Annotated in this window: 16 protein-coding genes; 14 read left to right on the forward strand and 2 right to left on the reverse strand. The window is 43.3% G+C overall.

The annotated features are described in order from the left end of the window. The 10 genes from purF (at position 1) to purB (ending at position 10,407) form a co-directional block, all read left to right on the forward strand. Positions 1–1,443, forward strand: coding sequence for an amidophosphoribosyltransferase (gene purF, locus KJR31_RS06145; protein ID WP_214262555.1), 1,443 nt, complete (start codon positions 1–3; stop codon positions 1,441–1,443). 36 nt (positions 1,444–1,479) lie between these two features. Then, a complete protein-coding gene (purM, locus tag KJR31_RS06150; RefSeq protein ID WP_214262556.1) occupies positions 1,480–2,502 on the forward strand; it encodes a phosphoribosylformylglycinamidine cyclo-ligase in 1,023 nt (340 codons plus the stop codon). Beyond that, positions 2,502–3,056 (forward strand): phosphoribosylglycinamide formyltransferase, encoded by a 555-nt coding sequence (gene purN, locus KJR31_RS06155; RefSeq protein ID WP_214262557.1) that lies wholly within the window; start codon positions 2,502–2,504, stop codon positions 3,054–3,056. Before purM ends, purN begins: the two co-directional genes overlap by 1 nt. 76 nt (positions 3,057–3,132) lie before the next feature. Then, positions 3,133–4,680: a bifunctional phosphoribosylaminoimidazolecarboxamide formyltransferase/IMP cyclohydrolase gene (gene purH, locus KJR31_RS06160; protein WP_214262558.1), complete on the forward strand. Its 1,548-nt coding sequence runs from the start codon at positions 3,133–3,135 to the stop codon at positions 4,678–4,680. A gap of 120 nt (positions 4,681–4,800) precedes the next feature. After that, positions 4,801–6,066: a phosphoribosylamine--glycine ligase gene (purD, locus tag KJR31_RS06165; protein ID WP_214262559.1), complete on the forward strand. Its 1,266-nt coding sequence runs from the start codon at positions 4,801–4,803 to the stop codon at positions 6,064–6,066. Between the two features lie 234 nt (positions 6,067–6,300). Then, positions 6,301–6,789 carry a 5-(carboxyamino)imidazole ribonucleotide mutase gene (gene purE, locus KJR31_RS06170; RefSeq protein ID WP_214262560.1) on the forward strand — a complete coding sequence of 163 codons (489 nt, stop codon included), beginning with the start codon at positions 6,301–6,303 and terminating at the stop codon, positions 6,787–6,789. Continuing rightward, complete coding sequence (gene purK / locus KJR31_RS06175) at positions 6,776–7,867, forward strand: 5-(carboxyamino)imidazole ribonucleotide synthase (protein WP_049496667.1); 1,092 nt, start codon at positions 6,776–6,778, stop codon at positions 7,865–7,867. The genes purE and purK overlap by 14 nt, the downstream gene beginning before the upstream one ends. Then, positions 7,867–8,817 carry a ketopantoate reductase family protein gene (locus KJR31_RS06180; RefSeq protein ID WP_214262561.1) on the forward strand — a complete coding sequence of 317 codons (951 nt, stop codon included), beginning with the start codon at positions 7,867–7,869 and terminating at the stop codon, positions 8,815–8,817. The genes purK and KJR31_RS06180 overlap by 1 nt, the downstream gene beginning before the upstream one ends. An 8-nt stretch (positions 8,818–8,825) precedes the next feature. Further along, positions 8,826–9,053, forward strand: a complete 228-nt coding sequence (locus KJR31_RS06185) for a phosphoribosylaminoimidazole carboxylase (RefSeq protein WP_214262562.1) — start codon at positions 8,826–8,828, stop codon at positions 9,051–9,053. Positions 9,054–9,108: 55 nt separating this feature from the next. Continuing rightward, on the forward strand, positions 9,109–10,407 hold the full coding sequence (gene purB, locus KJR31_RS06190; RefSeq protein ID WP_061604446.1) for an adenylosuccinate lyase: 1,299 nt from the start codon (positions 9,109–9,111) through the stop codon (positions 10,405–10,407). Positions 10,408–10,451: 44 nt separating this feature from the next. Here the strand turns inward: purB and strH are convergent, their stop codons facing one another. Both strH and KJR31_RS06200 read right to left on the reverse strand, forming a co-directional pair. Beyond that, complete coding sequence (gene strH, locus KJR31_RS06195; RefSeq protein WP_214262563.1) at positions 10,452–14,432, reverse strand: LPXTG-anchored beta-N-acetylhexosaminidase StrH; 3,981 nt, start codon at positions 14,430–14,432, stop codon at positions 10,452–10,454. Positions 14,433–14,700: 268 nt separating this feature from the next. Continuing rightward, positions 14,701–15,417 carry a GntR family transcriptional regulator gene (locus KJR31_RS06200; protein ID WP_214262564.1) on the reverse strand — a complete coding sequence of 239 codons (717 nt, stop codon included), beginning with the start codon at positions 15,415–15,417 and terminating at the stop codon, positions 14,701–14,703. Positions 15,418–15,739: 322 nt separating this feature from the next. Here KJR31_RS06200 and KJR31_RS06205 point away from each other — a divergent pair, with 322 nt between their 5' ends. Genes KJR31_RS06205 through KJR31_RS06220 form a run of 4 tightly spaced genes read left to right on the forward strand, consistent with a single transcriptional unit; the run spans position 15,740 to position 19,740 of the window. Then, positions 15,740–17,527 (forward strand): glycoside hydrolase family 35 protein, encoded by a 1,788-nt coding sequence (locus KJR31_RS06205; RefSeq protein WP_214262565.1) that lies wholly within the window; start codon positions 15,740–15,742, stop codon positions 17,525–17,527. Continuing rightward, positions 17,524–18,000 carry a PTS system mannose/fructose/N-acetylgalactosamine-transporter subunit IIB gene (locus KJR31_RS06210; protein WP_214262566.1) on the forward strand — a complete coding sequence of 159 codons (477 nt, stop codon included), beginning with the start codon at positions 17,524–17,526 and terminating at the stop codon, positions 17,998–18,000. Before KJR31_RS06205 ends, KJR31_RS06210 begins: the two co-directional genes overlap by 4 nt. Positions 18,001–18,026: 26 nt before the next feature. After that, positions 18,027–18,932 carry a PTS mannose/fructose/sorbose/N-acetylgalactosamine transporter subunit IIC gene (locus tag KJR31_RS06215; protein ID WP_214262567.1) on the forward strand — a complete coding sequence of 302 codons (906 nt, stop codon included), beginning with the start codon at positions 18,027–18,029 and terminating at the stop codon, positions 18,930–18,932. Next, positions 18,919–19,740, forward strand: a complete 822-nt coding sequence (locus tag KJR31_RS06220; protein WP_178894416.1) for a PTS system mannose/fructose/sorbose family transporter subunit IID — start codon at positions 18,919–18,921, stop codon at positions 19,738–19,740. Before KJR31_RS06215 ends, KJR31_RS06220 begins: the two co-directional genes overlap by 14 nt. Position 19,741 lies beyond the last annotated feature (1 nt).

Below are 19,741 nucleotides of genomic sequence, written 5' to 3' on the forward strand. Positions count from 1 at the left end.
ATGACATACGAAGTAAAATCTCTTAATGAAGAATGTGGTGTTTTCGGTATCTGGGGACATCCAGATGCTGCTAAGTTGACCTATTTTGGTCTCCACAGTCTTCAGCACCGTGGTCAGGAGGGGGCAGGAATCCTCTCCAATGACCACGGACAATTGAAGCGCCATCGTGATATGGGGCTTTTATCAGAAGTCTTCAAAAATCCTGCTAATTTGGATAAATTGACAGGAACTGGAGCGATTGGACATGTGCGTTATGCGACTGCGGGAGAAGCTTCTGTAGACAATATCCAACCTTTCCTTTTCCGCTTTCACGATATGCAGTTTGGTCTGGCTCATAATGGGAATCTGACCAATGCAGAATCTCTCAAGCAAGAATTGGAACAAAGAGGGGCAATCTTCAGCTCAACTTCAGATTCAGAAATTTTGGCTCATCTTATTCGCCGTAGCCACAATCCAAATTTGATGGGAAAAATCAAGGAAGCACTTAGTCTTGTCAAAGGTGGTTTCGCTTATCTCTTGATGTTTGAAGATAAGTTAATTGCAGCCCTTGATCCAAATGGCTTCCGACCTCTATCAATCGGGAAAATGGCTAATGGAGCAGTTGTTGTTTCATCTGAAACCTGTGCATTTGAGGTAATCGGTGCTGAGTGGATTCGCGATGTGAAACCAGGCGAGATTGTCATTATTGACGACAATGGTATCCAGTATGATAGCTACACAAACGATACTCAGTTGGCTATCTGTTCCATGGAGTATATCTATTTTGCTCGTCCTGACTCCAATATCCATGGTGTCAATGTCCATACAGCCCGTAAGCGAATGGGAGCTCAATTGGCACGCGAGTTCAAGCACGAAGCTGATATCGTAGTCGGTGTGCCAAACTCCTCTCTCAGCGCAGCTATGGGCTTTGCTGAAGAATCAGGTCTACCAAATGAAATGGGTCTCATCAAGAACCAATATACCCAACGTACATTTATCCAGCCAACTCAAGAATTGCGTGAGCAAGGGGTTCGGATGAAACTTTCTGCCGTTTCTGGTGTCGTGAAAGGCAAGCGTGTTGTCATGATTGATGACTCCATTGTACGAGGAACAACATCTCGTCGCATTGTCCAACTTTTGAAAGAAGCGGGAGCATCAGAAGTGCACGTTGCCATCGGGAGTCCTGCTCTTGCCTATCCATGTTTTTACGGGATTGATATCCAGACACGTCAGGAGCTGATTGCGGCCAATCATACCGTTGAGGAAACTTGCCAAATCATTGGTGCGGATAGCCTGACCTATCTTTCAATTGATGGCTTGATTAACTCTATTGGGATTGAAACAGATGCGCCAAATGGCGGTCTCTGTGTGGCTTACTTTGATGGGAAATATCCAACTCCTCTCTATGACTATGAAGAAGAATATCGTAGAAGTTTGGAAGAAAAAACGAGTTTTTACAAATAAAATTTCCCATTGAAGGAAAGGAAAAGGAATAAACAAATGACAAATAAGAATGCGTATGCTCAATCGGGTGTGGACGTTGAAGCGGGTTATGAGGTTGTAGAACGGATCAAAAAACACGTTGCCCGTACAGAGCGTGCAGGTGTCATGGGAGCTCTTGGTGGTTTCGGTGGCATGTTTGACCTTTCAAAAACAGGTGTCAAAGAACCTGTTTTGATCTCAGGTACAGATGGTGTTGGTACTAAACTCATGCTGGCTATTAAGTACGACAAACACGATACCATCGGTCAAGACTGTGTGGCCATGTGTGTTAACGATATCATCGCTGCAGGTGCAGAGCCTCTTTACTTCTTGGACTACGTCGCAACTGGTAAAAATGAACCAGCTAAGCTAGAACAAGTGGTTGCTGGTGTGGCCGAAGGGTGTGTGCAAGCTGGTGCAGCCCTCATCGGTGGTGAAACTGCTGAAATGCCTGGTATGTACGGTGAAGACGACTATGACTTGGCTGGATTTGCGGTCGGTGTTGCTGAAAAAAGCCAAATCATCGACGGTTCAAAAGTAGCAGAGGGAGACGTGCTTCTTGGTCTTGCTTCAAGCGGTATCCATTCAAATGGTTATTCCCTTGTTCGTCGTGTCTTTGCTGATTACACAGGTGAGGAAGTCCTCCCAGAACTGGAAGGTAAAAAACTCAAAGAGGTTCTTTTGGAGCCAACTCGTATCTACGTCAAAGCAGTTTTACCACTCATCAAAGAAGAATTAGTTAACGGTATTGCCCACATCACAGGTGGTGGTTTCATCGAAAATGTCCCACGGATGTTCGCGGATGACTTGGCTGCTGAAATTGACGAAAGCAAAGTCCCAGTCCTTCCAATTTTCAAAGCCCTTGAAAAATATGGCCAAATTAAACACGAAGAAATGTTTGAAATCTTCAACATGGGGATTGGTCTCATGCTTGCGGTTAAACCAGAGAATGTGGAACGTGTCAAAGAACTTCTTGACGAACCTGTTTATGAAATTGGTCGTATTGTGAAGAAAGATGGCGCAAGTGTGGTGATTAAATAATGACTAAAAGGATTGCTGTTTTTGCCTCTGGCAACGGCTCAAACTTTCAGGTGATTGCAGAACAATTTCCAGTAGAATTTGTCTTTTCAGATCACCGTGATGCCTATGTCTTAGAACGTGCCGAAAAGCTAGGGGTATTATCCTACGCTTTTGAACTCAAAGAGTTTGAGAACAAGGCAGACTATGAAGGAGCCATCGTCGAACTCTTGGATGAACACCAGATTGACTTGGTTTGTCTTGCAGGCTACATGAAAATCGTCGGTCCAACCTTGCTAGCAACTTATGAAGGCCGTATCATTAATATTCACCCGGCTTATCTTCCTGAATTTCCAGGTGCTCATGGTATTGAGGATGCTTGGAATGCTGGTGTTGCTGAGAGCGGCGTGACTATTCACTGGGTGGACTCCGGCGTCGATACCGGTAAGGTCATCAAGCAAGTACGTGTGCCACGCCTTGAAGGTGATACCCTTGATACTTTCGAAACTCGCATCCACGAAACAGAGTACAAGCTCTATCCAGAAGTCTTGGATAGTTTGGGAGTTGCACGAAAATAAGAAAGCCCTAGAGCTGAAAGATAATTTTCGACTGTAGCAGATAAAGAACTTTTTTAAAAAAAGGAAAAGAAATAAAATGACTAAACGCGCACTAATTAGTGTTTCAGACAAAGCGGGCATTGTTGAATTTGCCCAAGAACTCAAAAAACTTGGTTGGGATATCATCTCAACGGGTGGTACCAAGGTTGCCCTTGACAATGCTGGGGTAGATACCATTGCCATTGACGATGTGACTGGCTTCCCAGAAATGATGGACGGTCGTGTCAAGACTCTCCATCCAAATATCCACGGTGGTCTTCTCGCTCGTCGTGATCTCGATAGTCACCTAGAGGCGGCTAAGGTCAATAATATTGAACTTATCGACCTTGTTGTGGTTAACCTTTACCCATTCAAGGAAACCATCCTCAAACCTGACGTGACATACGCTGACGCGGTTGAAAACATCGATATCGGTGGGCCATCAATGCTTCGTTCAGCAGCGAAGAATCACGCCAGCGTAACAGTTGTGGTGGATCCTGCTGACTATGCTGTGGTTTTGGAAGAATTGGGAGCTAAGGGCGAAACAAGTTACGAAACTCGTCAACGGTTGGCAGCTAAGGTTTTCCGTCACACAGCTTCATATGATGCCTTGATTGCAGAGTATTTCACAGCTCAAGTGGGAGAAACAAAACCTGAAAAACTCACTTTGACCTATGACCTTAAACAACCAATGCGTTACGGCGAAAACCCTCAACAGGATGCCGATTTCTATCAAAAAGCCTTACCAACGGATTATTCGATTGCTTCAGCTAAACAGCTTAACGGTAAAGAATTGTCATTCAACAATATCCGTGATGCTGACGCTGCCATTCGTATCATTCGTGATTTCAAAGAACGTCCAACCGTTGTGGCTCTCAAACACATGAATCCATGTGGAATCGGTCAGGCTGACGATATCGAAACAGCTTGGGACTATGCTTATGAGTCTGACCCAGTTTCTATCTTCGGTGGGATCGTTGTTCTTAACCGTGAGGTGGATGCTGCGACAGCTGAGAAGATGCACGGCATTTTCCTTGAAATCATCATCGCACCAAGCTATACGGATGAAGCGCTAGCCATTTTGACCAATAAAAAGAAAAACTTGCGTATTCTTGAGTTGCCATTTGATGCTCAAGATGCTAGCGAAGTGGAAGCAGAATACACAGGTGTAGTCGGTGGACTTCTCGTTCAAAATCAAGACGTGGTGAAAGAAAGTCCAGCTGACTGGCAAGTGGTAACCAAACGCCAACCGACGGAGACAGAAGCGACAGCTCTAGAGTTTGCATGGAAAGCTATTAAATACGTCAAATCAAATGGAATCATCGTGACTAATGACCACATGACACTTGGTGTTGGACCTGGTCAAACCAATCGTGTGGCTTCAGTTCGTATCGCCATTGAGCAAGCTAAAGACCGTCTTGACGGCGCAGTTCTTGCTTCAGATGCCTTCTTCCCATTTGCAGATAACGTAGAAGAAATCGCCAAAGCAGGTATCAAGGCCATCATCCAGCCGGGTGGTTCCGTCCGTGACCAAGAATCTATCGAAGCAGCTGACAAATATGGCTTGACCATGGTCTTCACAGGAGTGAGACATTTTAGACATTAAAAAACAAAAGGGAGGGAAACAGTTTCTTTCCTTTTTTGCTTAAAAATGCTTAACGAAACAAGATTAAAACGAACGTTTATGGTATAATATTAATAAATAATTCGCAAAAGAGGTTGAGAGATGAAACTGCTTGTTGTCGGTTCAGGTGGTCGTGAACATGCGATTGCTAAGAAGTTGCTGGAGTCTAAAGATATTGAACAGGTTTTTGTAGCTCCTGGAAATGACGGGATGACTCTGGATGGTTTAGAGTTGGTAAATATCTCCATTTCCGAACATTCTAAACTGATTGAATTTGCAAAAACCAACGATATTGCTTGGACCTTCATTGGCCCAGATGACGCCCTTGCAGCTGGGATTGTGGATGATTTCAATGCAGCTGGTCTCAAGGCTTTTGGTCCGACCAAGGCTGCGGCTGAGCTGGAATGGTCTAAGGATTTTGCTAAGGAAATCATGGTCAAATATGACGTTCCGACAGCAGCCTATGGAACCTTTTCAGATTTCGAGGAAGCCAAGGCCTACATCGAGGAGAAAGGTGCTCCGATCGTAGTCAAGGCAGACGGCTTGGCCCTTGGTAAAGGTGTCGTCGTTGCTGAAACGGTTGAGCAAGCAGTGGAAGCCGCTCACGAGATGCTTTTGGACAATAAATTTGGTGACTCAGGTGCGCGTGTGGTCATCGAGGAATTCCTTGACGGGGAAGAATTCTCTCTCTTTGCCTTTGCCAATGGCGACAAGTTCTACATCATGCCAACAGCTCAGGACCACAAGCGTGCCTATGATGGTGACAAGGGGTCGAATACTGGTGGGATGGGGGCTTACGCGCCAGTACCTCATTTGTCACAGAGTGTCGTTGATACAGCGGTTAAGACTATTGTCAAGCCAGTTCTTGAAGGCATGATTAAAGAAGGGCGCCCCTATCTTGGTGTCCTTTACGCTGGTCTTATCTTGACAGCTGATGGACCCAAAGTCATCGAGTTCAACGCTCGATTTGGAGATCCTGAAACACAAATCATCTTGCCTCGTTTGACATCTGACTTTGCGCAAAATATCACGGATATTTTGGAGGGCAAGGAGCCAGCTATCACATGGACAGACAAGGGTGTGACACTTGGTGTGGTTGTAGCATCAAACGGCTACCCACTCGCTTATGAGAAGGGTGTCAAGCTTCCAGTCAAGACAGAGGGCGACATCATCACCTACTATGCCGGTGCTAAATTCGCTGAAAATGGCCAAAACCTTCTTTCAAACGGTGGACGTGTCTATATGCTTGTTACAACAGCAGACACCGTCAAAGACGGGCAAAACATTATCTACAACCAACTCGACAAACAAAATACAGAAGGCCTCTTTTATCGAACAGATATTGGAAGCAAGGCAATAAAAGATTAGCAGATACTATATCTGTCATTGCGAGCGAAAGCGAGCCAAACTAAGGTGATGGTCGCTTAATTTGCGAGCGTTAGCGAGCTAGTATAGGATAATCGTCGCAGTAGTGGAACTCCTAGTAGCTTTGCTATTAGGAGCGGAAAACTGGAGACCCAGGCTCCAGTTTTAGTAATGGAACGCCATAGGCGGTCGCTTACGTCCGCACTACAATAGAAGATTATTAAAAAAGGAGAAGTAATGAAACCAGTAATTTCCATTATCATGGGCTCAAAATCCGACTGGGCAACCATGCAAAAAGCTGCTGAAGTCCTCGACAACTTCGGCGTCGCTTACGAAAAGAAAGTTGTTTCCGCACACCGTACACCGGACCTCATGTTCAAACATGCCGAAGAAGCACGTAGCCGTGGCATCAAGGTCATCATTGCAGGTGCTGGTGGTGCAGCTCACTTGCCAGGGATGGTTGCTGCTAAAACAACCCTTCCAGTCATCGGAGTACCCGTCAAATCACGTGCCCTTAGCGGTGTGGATTCGCTTTATTCTATTGTTCAGATGCCAGGCGGAGTACCAGTCGCAACTATGGCTATCGGTGAAGCAGGTGCGACAAATGCGGCTCTATTCGCCCTCCGTCTCTTGTCAGTAGAGGATCAGGCTATCACGACAGCTTTGGCAGATTTCGCAGAAGAACAAGGAAAAATCGCAGAGGAGTCTACAAATGAGCTCATCTAAAACAATCGGAATTATCGGTGGCGGTCAGCTGGGGCAGATGATGGCCATTTCTGCTATCTACATGGGGCACAAGGTCATCGCGCTGGACCCTGCGGCGGATTGCCCAGCCTCTCGTGTGGCGGAAATCATCGTGGCGCCTTATAATGATGTGGACGCCCTCCGTCAGTTGGCGGAGCGTTGCGATGTCCTGACCTATGAGTTTGAAAATGTCGACGCTGACGGCCTTGACGCTGTTATCAAAGATGGTCAGCTTCCACAAGGGACAGATCTGCTTCGCATTTCTCAAAACCGTATTTTTGAAAAGGACTTTCTCTCAAATAAGGCCCAAGTCACCGTGGCACCTTATAAGGTTGTGATTTCAAGCCAGGATTTGGCAGATATCGACCTTTCTAAAAACTATGTCCTCAAGACTGCGACAGGTGGCTACGATGGCCATGGTCAGAAGGTTATTCGATCAGCGGAAGATTTAGAAGAAGCCTATGCACTAGCGGATTCAGCTGACTGTGTTTTGGAAGAATTTGTCAATTTCGACTTGGAGATTTCTGTCATCGTGTCTGGGAATGGTAAGGATGTGACGGTTTTTCCAGTTCAGGAAAATATTCATCGCAACAATATCTTGTCTAAAACCATTGTGCCAGCTCGTATTTCAGAAAGTCTAGCTGAAAAAGCTAAAGCCATGGCAGTGCAAATCGCAGAACAACTGAACTTGTCTGGAACCCTTTGCGTGGAAATGTTTGCGACGGCTGATGACATCATCGTCAATGAGATTGCTCCACGTCCACACAACTCAGGGCACTACTCTATCGAAGCCTGTGACTTCTCCCAGTTTGATACCCATATCCTGGGCGTTCTCGGAGCGCCATTGCCAGCCATCAAACTCCATGCGTCAGCGGTCATGCTCAATGTTCTCGGCCAACACGTCGAAGCAGCTGAGCGTTATGTCACAGAAAATCCAAGCGCCCACCTCCACATGTATGGTAAAATAGAAGCGAAGCACAATCGCAAAATGGGACATGTGACCTTGTTTAGTGATATGCCGGATGAGGTAGAGGAGTTTGGGAAAGGAATTGATTTTTGATGAAAATAGCGATTCTAGGACTTGGAGTGATCGGGACTACTTATGCCTATGCTTTTCAAAAAGCAGGTCATCAAGTGGAACACGTACTGAGAGGCAGTAAGAAAAGCACTGCTCCCAAGGAGTTGTTGGTTGATCTGCTAGATGGCCGTTATCATTCCAAAGGTGAGAACAAACACGACACCTATGAGGTTCATGTGGCGGAAGCTGATTCGGAATATGATTTTATTTTTCTGAGTGTGCGTCATGGGTTTGTCAAAGAAGCTGTGGAAACCTTGCGAAAAAATAATATCAAAGGCACTCTCGTTTTCTTCTGCAATTTCTGGAATACTCGAAAAGAGGTCCAAGAGTGGGCAGGAGATTACGACTATATTCTGGCTTTCCCGACAGCGGGTGGTCATATGCAGGAGGACCATTTGGATGGTGTCTTATTTGACCATTTAATGCTAGAAGGTGAACAAAAAGCACAGATTTCTAACTATTCTGATCTGACGGATTTACTGACTTCTGCAGATTTGAAGTGGGAAGTGCCTCATGATATGGTCGAATGGATTTGGATTCACATGGCGATTAATGCGGGTGTCACTTCGACAGCTGCACGTTCAGGGAATCTGGAAAATCCAGAAGAATTGGCTCTGAACTTGATGAATAGTTCTTCGGAATTATCATTGGCCATTAAGGCCATTCGAGAGGCTTTGAAAGTCGTAGAAGCGCGTGGCGTGAATTTGAAGCTTTACAAAGCCGAACTCTTGCCCTACAAAATTCCCGCTTGGATAGCCGGCAAGGCCATGAAAGTCATGTTTGCGAAAAATGAGCTGACACGAAAAATCATGACCTTACACAATGATAAACAGGATATTTTCTACTGTTGTCAAAGTGTCTATCAGACCGGTCAGGAGTTAGGTGTGGACATGCCCATTCTAGAAGCAAACATGAAGGGGATTTCGCTTTAGGAGGTTTTATGATTCAACTCATTGTCAACGCATTTGTTGAAAAAGAAAAGACGGGAGCAGTCGTCGAAGTCTTGTATGCTAGTAGCGATCACGAAAAAGTGAAAGTTAAGTATGAAGAGCTGACTGCTCAATATCCTGAAAACTATTTAGCTATCTATGATGTCCCGCTGGATACGGATTTGAATACACTCGATCACTATCCATCAGTGTGGATTGGGAAAGAAGAGTTTGAGTAAAGCGATTGTCGGTTGCTTAGCTGATGTGAAACATCAACAGAAAGGAAAATTAAACATGATTGATAGATATAGCCGCCCTGAGATGGCGAACATTTGGACTGAAGAAAATAAATACCGTGCTTGGCTTGAGGTGGAAATCTTAGCTGACGAGGCATGGGCTGAGTTGGGGGAAATCCCTAAGGAAGATGTGGCTTTGATTCGCGAGAAGGCGGACTTTGACATCGACCGAATTTTGGAAATCGAGCAGCAAACTCGCCACGATGTGGTGGCTTTCACACGTGCGGTTTCTGAAACGCTTGGCGAAGAGCGCAAGTGGGTTCACTATGGTTTGACATCTACTGACGTAGTAGATACTGCCTATGGTTACCTATACAAACAAGCAAACGACATCATCCGCAAGGATCTTGAAAACTTCCTCAACATCATCGCTGACAAAGCAAAAGAACACAAGTTCACTATCATGATGGGTCGTACCCACGGTGTGCACGCTGAGCCTACAACTTTTGGTCTTAAATTGGCAACTTGGTACAGCGAAATGAAACGCAACATCGAGCGTTTCGAGCATGCGGCTGCTGGTGTGGAAGCTGGTAAGATTTCTGGTGCGGTTGGGAACTTTGCCAACATTCCACCGTTTGTTGAAAAATACGTCTGCGACAAGCTTGGTATCCGTGCTCAAGAAATCTCTACACAGGTGCTTCCTCGCGACCTTCACGCTGAGTACTTTGCGGTTCTTGCCAGCATCGCAACTTCTATCGAGCGTATGGCAACTGAAATTCGTGGTCTTCAAAAATCAGAACAACGTGAAGTGGAAGAGTTCTTTGCTAAAGGTCAAAAAGGCTCTTCAGCTATGCCTCACAAACGCAACCCAATCGGTTCTGAAAACATGACAGGTCTTGCGCGTGTTATCCGTGGTCACATGGTAACGGCTTATGAAAACGTGTCACTCTGGCATGAACGTGATATCTCTCATTCATCAGCTGAGCGGATCATCGCACCAGATACAACCATCTTGATTGACTACATGCTCAACCGTTTTGGAAACATCGTTAAAAACTTGACAGTCTTCCCTGAAAACATGATTCGCAACATGAACTCTACATTTGGTCTTATTTTCAGTCAACGTGCTATGCTTACTTTGATTGAAAAAGGCATGACCCGTGAGCAAGCTTACGACCTCGTTCAACCGAAGACAGCTCAATCATGGGATAACCAAGTAGACTTTAAACCACTTCTTGAAGCAGATCCAGAGGTGACTTCACGTCTCACTCAAGAAGAAATCGACGAAATCTTCAACCCAACATACTACACCAAACGTGTGGATGAGATCTTCGAACGTATCGGTTTGGGTGACTAATGACAATAAAAAAAGCGAGATTGTATCTCGCTTTTTATTTGTGCTTAATCTTTTTTCTTGCTAAGTCCATAAGCTGTGAGAGCAGCCATCAAACCTGTAGCAATCAACCATTCTGAACCTTGGCTTCCTGTTTCAGGAAGTTTATTTTCTTTTGCCACAGGAGCTGGTCCTTGAGGAAGAGGTTTGTTTTCCTCAGCAGGAACAGTTGCTGGAGCTGGTTTACTTGGAATCTCTAATTTCGGTTTTTCTTCTGCAATAGGAGCTGGCACATTTGGAATTTCTAGTGCTGGTTTTTCTTCTGCAATAGGAGCCGGTATATTTGGAATCTCTAGTTTTGGTTTTTCTTCCGCAACAGGAGCTAGTCCTTTTTCATCTCCCACATGCGTTACAGGAGTTCCGACTTCGATGATTTGATTAACTGGTTCTTGAGCGACAACACTAGTAACCAATGTTTTCACTTCGCTTCCGTCAGCAGCAGTAGAGACAGAGTAGAAATGGCTACGACGTCCCTTGACACCTTCGGTTACTACACGAGTTTTTCCCTTAGGCAATGCATCCGTTTCACGAGTGATGGTTGTAAACGGAATTTCTTCGTCCTCGATCACAACACGTGGTTTTGAATCTGCAACAGGAGCAACTCCTTCTTCGTCTCCGACGTGAGTGACAGGAGTTCCAACTTCAACCACTTGATTGACAGCTTCTTTTGTGACTTTGCTTTCAAGAACTGTTTCGGTTTCCTTACCATTTTCAGTAGTAACTGAGACGTAGATTGTACGTTCACCTTTGACACCTTCAGTGACAACTTTTTCTTGTCCCGCTGGAAGGTTAGGATTTTCCTTCTTAACAATCTCAAATGGGATTTCTTCCGTTCTTGTGATAAGCTCTGGTCGGGTTTCAACGTTGGCAGCAACTTCATTTTCATCGAGGCTTCCTGAGTGAGTTGCGGCTGGTTTGAGACCAAGTCTTGCTGCTTTAAGGTTAGCTACAAGTGTATCCAACTCAGCTTGTTTATTGCGGTTGAGATTGTAGTTCAGAGCTTCTTTAGCAGCCTTGAGAGCATCGAGACTTTCTGTGCTATATCCTTCTAAGTTTTCAGGAATTTGAGCCAGTTCCTCACGAAGAGCCTTGTAGTCAGCACGGAAGTAGTCTTTGTTGTGATCTGCAAAGGCAGTCATCAGTTCAAAAATTTCTTCTTCCTTGTACTCAGCTTGAGGTTTGTCCGCCCAGATGGCTAGCATACTACCAGTTGTTGGAAGGTCGACTTCAGGATACTTGGTTGAAGCTAGTTGCTTAAATGGTACTTTTTCAGTATTTTCAATTGCTTTTGATAGAGGGTAGGCTTCGTCATTTTTATGATTGCCTAGAACATAGTACCAATCTCCGTTGGTATTAAGGATTTTGTAACCCTTACTTGCTAGATATTGAGGAGATGCAAGGTTATAGCCCCACCAACCTTTAGACCAGTAAGAGATGATAACATCTTTATCAAACTCAACATCGTCATTATCATCGTAGTAGAAGCCGTCGTTAAAGGCCATTGGTTGAAGCCCTTTTTCTTTAGCCATGGCAGCTAGGCTATTAGAGTACTCAGCAAACTTACCATAGAGGCCATACCACTTGAGGTAGTACCAACCTTGAGCATTGGTAGCATCATTGGCATACTCATCTGTACCATAGTTAAAGATTTTAGTCTTGCCTGCAAAGAAGTCCATGTACTTGCCAATAAGGGCTTTTGTAAAGTTCATTGCTTCTTCGTTTTCAAGGTCCATAGTTGTTTTTGAAACCTTGTCAAAGTTAGCTTGTGGATTTGCGATGCCTAGTTTTTCCATAGCAACAAGCATAGCATCCATGTGGCCAGGACTGTTGATGGCAGGGATAATTCCAATGCCTCTATCTTTAGCATATTGGATTAGTTCAGTAATTTCAGCTTGGCTTAGAGTTGTTCCGTTTGGATCGTCGTAGTAAGCTTTTGTTCCTTCAATGATGGCATTTTTCACATCGTCACTTGCATAGGTTTTGCCGTTTGCAGTGATTGTCATGTCATCCAAGAGGAAGCGAAGTCCATCATTTCCAAGGAGGAGATGAAGGTCAGAGTAACCAAGTTCGCTAGCTTTATCGACGATACGTTTGAGTTGATCTAGAGTGAAGTACTTACGTCCAGCATCGATTGAGATAACCTTGTTTTTCTCAAGTTTTTCAACTTCACGTTTAGCATCTTCTTCTTTTTGAGCTTCTGGAGTGAAGGTCAAGTTGCTAACAGCTTCTTGGAGTTTTGCAATCGCTTGGTCAATGCTATCTTGTTGAGCACGGCTAAGGTTGCTATCAAGAGAGCGAATGGCTTTTTCAGCCTTTTTAACGGCAGCAACACTTTCTGCTGTATAGCGGCTAAGGTCGGTTGGCACTTCTTTCAGAGCTTGATCAGCAGACTCGTAGTCAGCGGCGAAATATTCAGCATTTGAGTTTGCGAATTGACGCATGAGCTTGAATAGACGAGATGGAGAGTAGCGGGCAGATGGAGTATCAGCCCAAGCGGCTACCATCCCACCGATAATAGGAACGTCAGCGCCTTCTGTTTTTGGAACAGAAGTAATCGGTGTACTCTTGATACCGTTCAATCCTTGATCGAGGTTGTACCAGCCCTGACCATCAGCATTACGGCCGAGAACGTAGTACCAAGCATCATTAGTGTTGAGGATTTCGTGTCCTTTTTCAGCTAGTAACTTAGAAGAAGCGACATCGTAACCACCCCAGCCACCAGTCCACATAGACACGATGATGTCTTTATCAAAGGTACCAAAACTTGTATCACTATTATAGTAGATACCGTCGTTGAAGGCCATTGGTTTTAGACCATGAGACTTGACGATACGAGCTAGGTCGTTAGCGTAGGCGATGAATTTATCATAACCCTTGTCTGGGAATCCATCTTCTGGATACCATTTATAGGCTTGAAGAACGCTCCACCCTTTGGCATCCGTAGCATCGTTAGCATATTCATCCAAACCGATGTTAAAGATTTCAGACTTGCCCGCAAAGTAAGCTGCATACTTATCAATCAAGGCTTTTGTAAAAGCAACAGCCTTTTCGTTGTCAAGGTCAACCGTACGTGCTGATTCTTTACCAAAATAGTTAAAGTTAGGCTTTTCAATACCCAATTCTTTCATGGCGTTGAGGATGGCATCCATGTGACCAGGACTGTTAACTGTTGGGATAAGTCCAATTCCTTTATCCTTAGCATAACTAATCAAGTCAGTCATTTGGCTTTCAGTCAGATGATTGCCATTTGGATCGTTGTAGTAGGCATTGGTTCCATTTTCAACAGCACGTTTGACATCATCGCTGGCATAAGTTTTGTCACCTACAGTTAGAGACATGTCATCAAGCATAAAGCGCAAGCCGTCATTTCCGACTAAAAGGTGAAGATCAGTGTAGCCATAGTGTTTAGCTTTGTCGATGATTTCTTTTAGTTGGTCAGGAGAGAAGTATTTACGTCCAGCGTCAATTGATACAATTTTCTTTTTAGCCAGTTTTTCATTGACTTGAGTTGCTCTTTCTGTAGCGACTGCAGGTGCTTCAACTTTAGCAACTTCTTTCTTTTCTTCTTGTTTTTCAGATTCTGTCTTCTTAGCCTCTTCAGTTACTGCTGGCTTAGCTGGAGCTTCTTCAGATGTAACAGGATTTGCTACGGCAGGTGCAGGAGCAACTTCAACTTTTGGTGCTTCAGAGTTTGTTGCAGGAGCAGCTGGGGTAGCTTTTTCTGTTGCAGGAGCAGCTGGGGTAGCTTTTTCTGTTGAAGGAGTAGTTGGAGTAGTATTTTCTGTTGAAGGAGCAGTCTCGACTTTTTCTTCACTCGTTGGTGGAGTGACTTCTCCAGTGGTTTGGACAGCAGGCTGATTCTCTGTTGTAGCAGGAACGACTCCGTCAGCAGCAACGGCTTGAGCCTGAAAGGCAAAGCCAATCAATACAGAAGCTGCTCCGATTGCATATTTACGAATAGAGAAGCGCTGTTTGTTTTCTGGTTTCATTAAAAAACCTCCCTTTTTATGTTTTGATAGCGTTTTCACATACTAATCCTATTGTATGTTCTAACTAAAATAAAGTCAAGCTTTTGAGGAAATTACTATAAAAAATAGAATAATTTATAAATTAAGATATATTTTTCTGGTTGTGACTATTTTTTAGTAAAAAGGTTACTAATTATAGAATTGCTTGAAATGCTATTCTTTTGAAAGAGAGGCGGTGATATAATGGGTATATAAAAAACCTGAGACAGTTGCCTCAGGTTTTTTAAGATTAGTGACCACGGTCACAAGAGATGAATTTAATTTTGTAGAAATCAGAACGTTTATAAGTTTCGATGTATTCCAAAACTTGACCAGTTGCTTCAAGCTGAGTTGTCTTCGTTTGGAAAACAGTTGGGAATTTAGTGTCGATTCCTAGGATAGAAGCGGCATGTTTTGGAGTTGGAAATACAATTTCATTAATTTCTTCAAAATGCTCGTCATTCATGTGAATGTGGTAGTCCAATTTAAAACGATTATAGATAGAACTATAATATTCGAGATTTGGATAGTTGGCATTGATGTATTGTTCAGGAATATACGAATTGTGATAGATATAGGTAACGCCATTTGTTTCACGAATACGTTCAATCTTGTAATAGAATTGATCGCCGCGTAGGCCGAGTTTTTCTAGGTATTTAAGATCGTTCCCGCGTTCGATAGAAAGAACAGTTACTTTATCATCTTTTGTTTCGAAGATTTCTACATCAGAAAATTCAACGAGTTTGTGTTTACGTGCACGAGCTACGAAAGTTCCTTTCCCTTGTTGGCGGACGATATATCCGTCTTTGGCAAGGTCGTTCAAGGCGCGGACTACTGTGATTGAACTAACATCATACATGGAAATCAATTCTGCTTCAGTGTAGAACTTGTCTCCACTAGCGAATTGACCAGAAATAATCTTATTTTTCAATTCATCTTTAATATATTGATATTTTGGAATTGCCATATTTTCACCTCATTTTTTCCTTCTCCACATATGATTTTAACATAAAATCGAAAAAAATAGTAGAAAAGCATTTTAAAAAATTAAAATATCGGAATAAGAATTTAGAATACATATAAATAATTCGTGTTTTGCCTCGTATTTTTGCTCTTCAGTCAGAATGTTGATTTTATAGGATTTGAGATGATTTTTAGAAAAGATTCAGTAAAAAAATAGAAAAATTTTAAAGAAAATTTCAAAAAGTATTGACATTATTCTCCGATTGGTTTATAGTTGATATAACAATAAATGAAAGCGCAAACTTTTCGCTTTTAGGGGAGGAAGAATGGCAAGATTTGAAATTAAAGATGATTTCTATCTGGATGGGAAACCATTCAAGATTTTGTCTGGCGCCATTCACTATTTTAGAGTTCCTGCGGAAGATTGGCATCATTCATTGTATAACCTCAAGGCATTAGGATTCAATACAGTTGAGACCTATGTTGCTTGGAACATGCATGAACCTGCTGAAGGGAAATTTAACTTTGAAGGTGATCTTGATTTAGAAAGATTTCTTCAAACTGCACAAGATTTGGGCTTATATGCAATTGTACGTCCTTCTCCATTTATCTGTGCAGAGTGGGAATTTGGTGGTTTACCGGCATGGCTCTTAACCAAGGATATGAGAATTCGGTCGTCGGACCCAGCTTTCATTGACATGGTTGGTCGTTACTATGATCAGTTGCTTCCACGTTTAGTTCCGAGATTATTGGAAAACGGTGGCAACATTCTCATGATGCAAGTCGAAAATGAGTATGGATCGTATGGTGAAGACAAGGCATACTTGAGGGCAATCCGACGCTTGATGGAAGAACGGTCAGTTACTTGTCCGCTTTTCACATCAGATGGTCCGTGGCGAGCGACTCTCAAGGCTGGGACCTTGATTGAGGATGATCTCTTTGTGACGGGGAACTTTGGTTCCAAAGCTGCTTATAATTTCTCACAGATGCAAGAGTTTCTAGATGAGCACGGCAAGAAATGGCCACTCATGTGTATGGAATTCTGGGATGGCTGGTTCAATCGATGGAAAGAACCAATCATCAAGCGTGAACCTGAGGAATTAGCAGAAGCTGTTCATGAAGTTCTAGAGCTAGGATCTATCAACCTATATATGTTCCACGGTGGAACCAACTTTGGTTTTATGAATGGTTGTTCAGCTCGAGGAACTATTGATTTACCACAAGTAACATCTTATGATTACGACGCTCTTCTTGATGAAGCTGGTAACCCGACTGCTAAATATTTTGCAGTCAAAGACATGATGGCGACTTACTATCCTGAGTATCCACAATCTGAACCGCTTCGCAAGGAAAGTATGGAAGTAGAAGCGATTCCGCTAGTCGAGAAAGTTTCCTTGTTTGAAACCTTGGATAGCCTATCCAGTCCCATTGAAAGTCTCTACCCTAAGAAAATGGAAGAGCTAGGACAAGGTTACGGCTACCTACTCTATCGTACGGAAGTAAGTTGGGATGCGGATGAAGAACGCATTCGAATCATTGACGGACGAGATAGAGCCCAACTCTTTATCGATGGTAAACGAGTGGCGACACAGTACCAAACAGAAATCGGTGAAGATATTTTTTATCAAGGCAAAAAGAAAACGCTATCCAATATTGATATACTTATTGAAAATATGGGGCGTGTCAACTATGGACACAAATTATTAGCAGACACACAGCGAAAAGGAATTCGCACAGGTGTTTGTAAAGATTTGCATTTCTTGCTCAACTGGAAGCAATATCCACTTCCACTTGATAACCCAGAGAATATTGATTTCTCTAAGGGATGGACAGAAGGGCAACCCGCCTTTTACGCCTTTGACTTTGAGATCAAGGAGCCGAAAGATACCTACTTAGATTGTTCTGAGTTTGGTAAAGGGATTGCTTATATTAACGGGCATCACCTAGGTCGTTTCTGGAATGTCGGTCCAACCTTATCTCTTTATATTCCACATAGCTATCTCAAGGAAGGTGCCAACCGCATCATTATCTTTGAAACCGAAGGGGAGTATAAGGAACACATACACTTAACTTGTAAACCTACACTAAAACTTATAAAGGGGGAAAACTTATGACAATTGTAGGATGCCGTATCGATGGGCGCTTAATTCACGGACAAGTCGCAAACCTTTGGTCTGCTAAACTTAATGTTTCACGTATCATGGTCGTTGACAATGAAGTTGTGAACAACGACGTTGAAAAAAGTGGCTTGAAACTTGCAACACCACCAGGTGTAAAACTTAGTATTTTGCCAGTTGATAAAGCAGCAGCGAATATCCTTGCTGGTAAATATGATAGCCAACGTCTGTTGATTGTAGCACGCAAACCTGACCGTTTCCTCGGTTTGGTAGAAGCAGGTGTGCCACTTGAAACTGTCAATGTCGGCAACATGTCTCAAACACCAGAAACACGTGCGATCACACGTTCTATCAACGTTGTGGATAAAGACGTGGAAGACTTCCGTAAATTAGCGGAAAAAGGTGTTAAACTCACTGCTCAAATGGTTCCAAATGATCCAGTTTCAGACTTTTTGAGCTTATTAAAATAGGAAAAAATTTTTAGGAGGTCATTGTTATGATACAATGGTGGCAAATTTTACTTCTCACTTTGTACTCAGCTTATCAAATCTGTGATGAGTTGACGATCGTTTCTTCTGCAGGTTCCCCTGTATTCGCTGGTTTCATTACTGGTTTAGTCATGGGAGATTTGACAACTGGTTTGTTTATCGGTGGTAGCTTGCAGTTGTTCGTACTTGGGGTAGGTACCTTCGGTGGTGCTTCTCGTATCGACGCAACTTCTGGTGCGGTACTTGCGACAGCTTTCTCAGTTGCACAAGGTATCGAAACAGACCTTGCGATTACTACAATCGCTGTACCAGTAGCGGCACTCTTGACTTACTTCGACGTACTTGGTCGTATGACTACAACATTCTTCGCTCACCGTATTGATGCTGCGATCGAACGCTTTGACTACAAAGGAATCGAACGCAACTACCTTCTTGGTGCGCTTCCTTGGGCTCTATCTCGTGCCCTTCCAGTATTCTTCGCCCTTGCTTTCGGTGGAGAATTCGTTACAGGTGTTGTAAACCTTGTTAAAGAATACCAATGGGTTGCAGACGGTTTGACTCTTGCAGGTCGTATGCTTCCAGGTCTTGGATTCGCTATCTTGCTTCGTTACCTTCCAGTTAAACGTAACCTTCACTACCTTGCTATGGGATTCGGTTTGACAGCTATGTTGACTGTACTTTACTCATATGTAACAAGTCTTGGTGGAGCAGTTGCTGGTATCGTTGGCATGCTTCCAGCTGAAGTTGCTGAAAAAATTGGCTTTGCAAACAACTTCAAAGGTTTGTCTATGATCGGTATCTCTATCGTAGGTATTTTCCTTGCAGTGCTTCACTTCAAAAATAGCCAAAAAGTAGCTGTAGCAGCACCTTCTACACCATCAGAAAGTGGGGAAATTGAAGATGACGAATTCTAATTACAAATTAACAAAAGAAGATTTTAATCAAATTAACAAACGTAGCTTGTTCACTTTCCAATTGGGATGGAACTACGAACGTATGCAAGCATCAGGTTACCTTTACATGATCTTGCCACAATTGCGTAAAATGTATGGAGATGGAACTCCTGAGTTGAAAGAAATGATGAAAGTTCATACTCAATTCTTCAACACTTCACCATTCTTCCACACAATCATCGCTGGTTTTGACCTTGCCATGGAAGAAAAAGATGGTGTAGTCTCAAAAGACGCGGTTAACGGTATCAAGACAGGTTTGATGGGACCATTCGCTCCTCTTGGAGACACTATCTTTGGTTCACTTGTGCCAGCTATCATGGGTTCTATCGCTGCAACAATGGCTATCGCTGGTCAACCATGGGGTATCTTCCTTTGGATCGCGGTTGCAGTAGCGTATGACATCTTCCGTTGGAAACAGTTGGAATTTGCCTACAAAGAAGGGGTTAACCTTATCAACAACATGCAAAGTACTTTGACAGCTTTGATTGAAGCTGCATCTGTACTTGGTGTATTCATGATGGGTGCTCTTGTAGCAACAATGATCAACTTTGAAATTTCATACAAATTGCCAATCGGTGAAAAGATGATTGACTTCCAAGACATCTTGAACTCAATCTTCCCACGTTTGCTTCCAGCAATCTTCACTGCATTCATCTTCTGGTTGCTTGGTAAGAAAGGTATGAACTCTACAAAAGCTATCGGTATCATTATCGTGCTTGCCTTGGCTCTTTCTGCTCTTGGTAAATTTGCACTTGGAATGGGCGCATAAT

This window comes from Streptococcus infantis, from assembly GCF_018499575.1.
Lineage (GTDB): Bacteria > Bacillota > Bacilli > Lactobacillales > Streptococcaceae > Streptococcus > Streptococcus infantis_K.

Bases quoted from the DNA above. Each gene is read 5' to 3' on its own strand.
- purH (WP_214262558.1), top strand. From the start codon at position 3,133: ATGACTAAACGCGCACTAATTAGTGTTTCAGACAAAGCGGGCATTGTT.
- KJR31_RS06205 (WP_214262565.1), top strand. From the start codon at position 15,740: ATGGCAAGATTTGAAATTAAAGATGATTTCTATCTGGATGGGAAACCA.
- KJR31_RS06215 (WP_214262567.1), top strand. From the start codon at position 18,027: ATGATACAATGGTGGCAAATTTTACTTCTCACTTTGTACTCAGCTTAT.
- purK (WP_049496667.1), top strand. From the start codon at position 6,776: ATGAGCTCATCTAAAACAATCGGAATTATCGGTGGCGGTCAGCTGGGG.
- purE (WP_214262560.1), top strand. From the start codon at position 6,301: ATGAAACCAGTAATTTCCATTATCATGGGCTCAAAATCCGACTGGGCA.
- purF (WP_214262555.1), top strand. From the start codon at position 1: ATGACATACGAAGTAAAATCTCTTAATGAAGAATGTGGTGTTTTCGGT.
- strH (WP_214262563.1), bottom strand. From the start codon at position 14,432: ATGAAACCAGAAAACAAACAGCGCTTCTCTATTCGTAAATATGCAATC.
- purD (WP_214262559.1), top strand. From the start codon at position 4,801: ATGAAACTGCTTGTTGTCGGTTCAGGTGGTCGTGAACATGCGATTGCT.
- purB (WP_061604446.1), top strand. From the start codon at position 9,109: ATGATTGATAGATATAGCCGCCCTGAGATGGCGAACATTTGGACTGAA.
- KJR31_RS06180 (WP_214262561.1), top strand. From the start codon at position 7,867: ATGAAAATAGCGATTCTAGGACTTGGAGTGATCGGGACTACTTATGCC.
- KJR31_RS06200 (WP_214262564.1), bottom strand. From the start codon at position 15,417: ATGGCAATTCCAAAATATCAATATATTAAAGATGAATTGAAAAATAAG.
- KJR31_RS06210 (WP_214262566.1), top strand. From the start codon at position 17,524: ATGACAATTGTAGGATGCCGTATCGATGGGCGCTTAATTCACGGACAA.
- KJR31_RS06185 (WP_214262562.1), top strand. From the start codon at position 8,826: ATGATTCAACTCATTGTCAACGCATTTGTTGAAAAAGAAAAGACGGGA.
- purN (WP_214262557.1), top strand. From the start codon at position 2,502: ATGACTAAAAGGATTGCTGTTTTTGCCTCTGGCAACGGCTCAAACTTT.
- purM (WP_214262556.1), top strand. From the start codon at position 1,480: ATGACAAATAAGAATGCGTATGCTCAATCGGGTGTGGACGTTGAAGCG.
- KJR31_RS06220 (WP_178894416.1), top strand. From the start codon at position 18,919: ATGACGAATTCTAATTACAAATTAACAAAAGAAGATTTTAATCAAATT.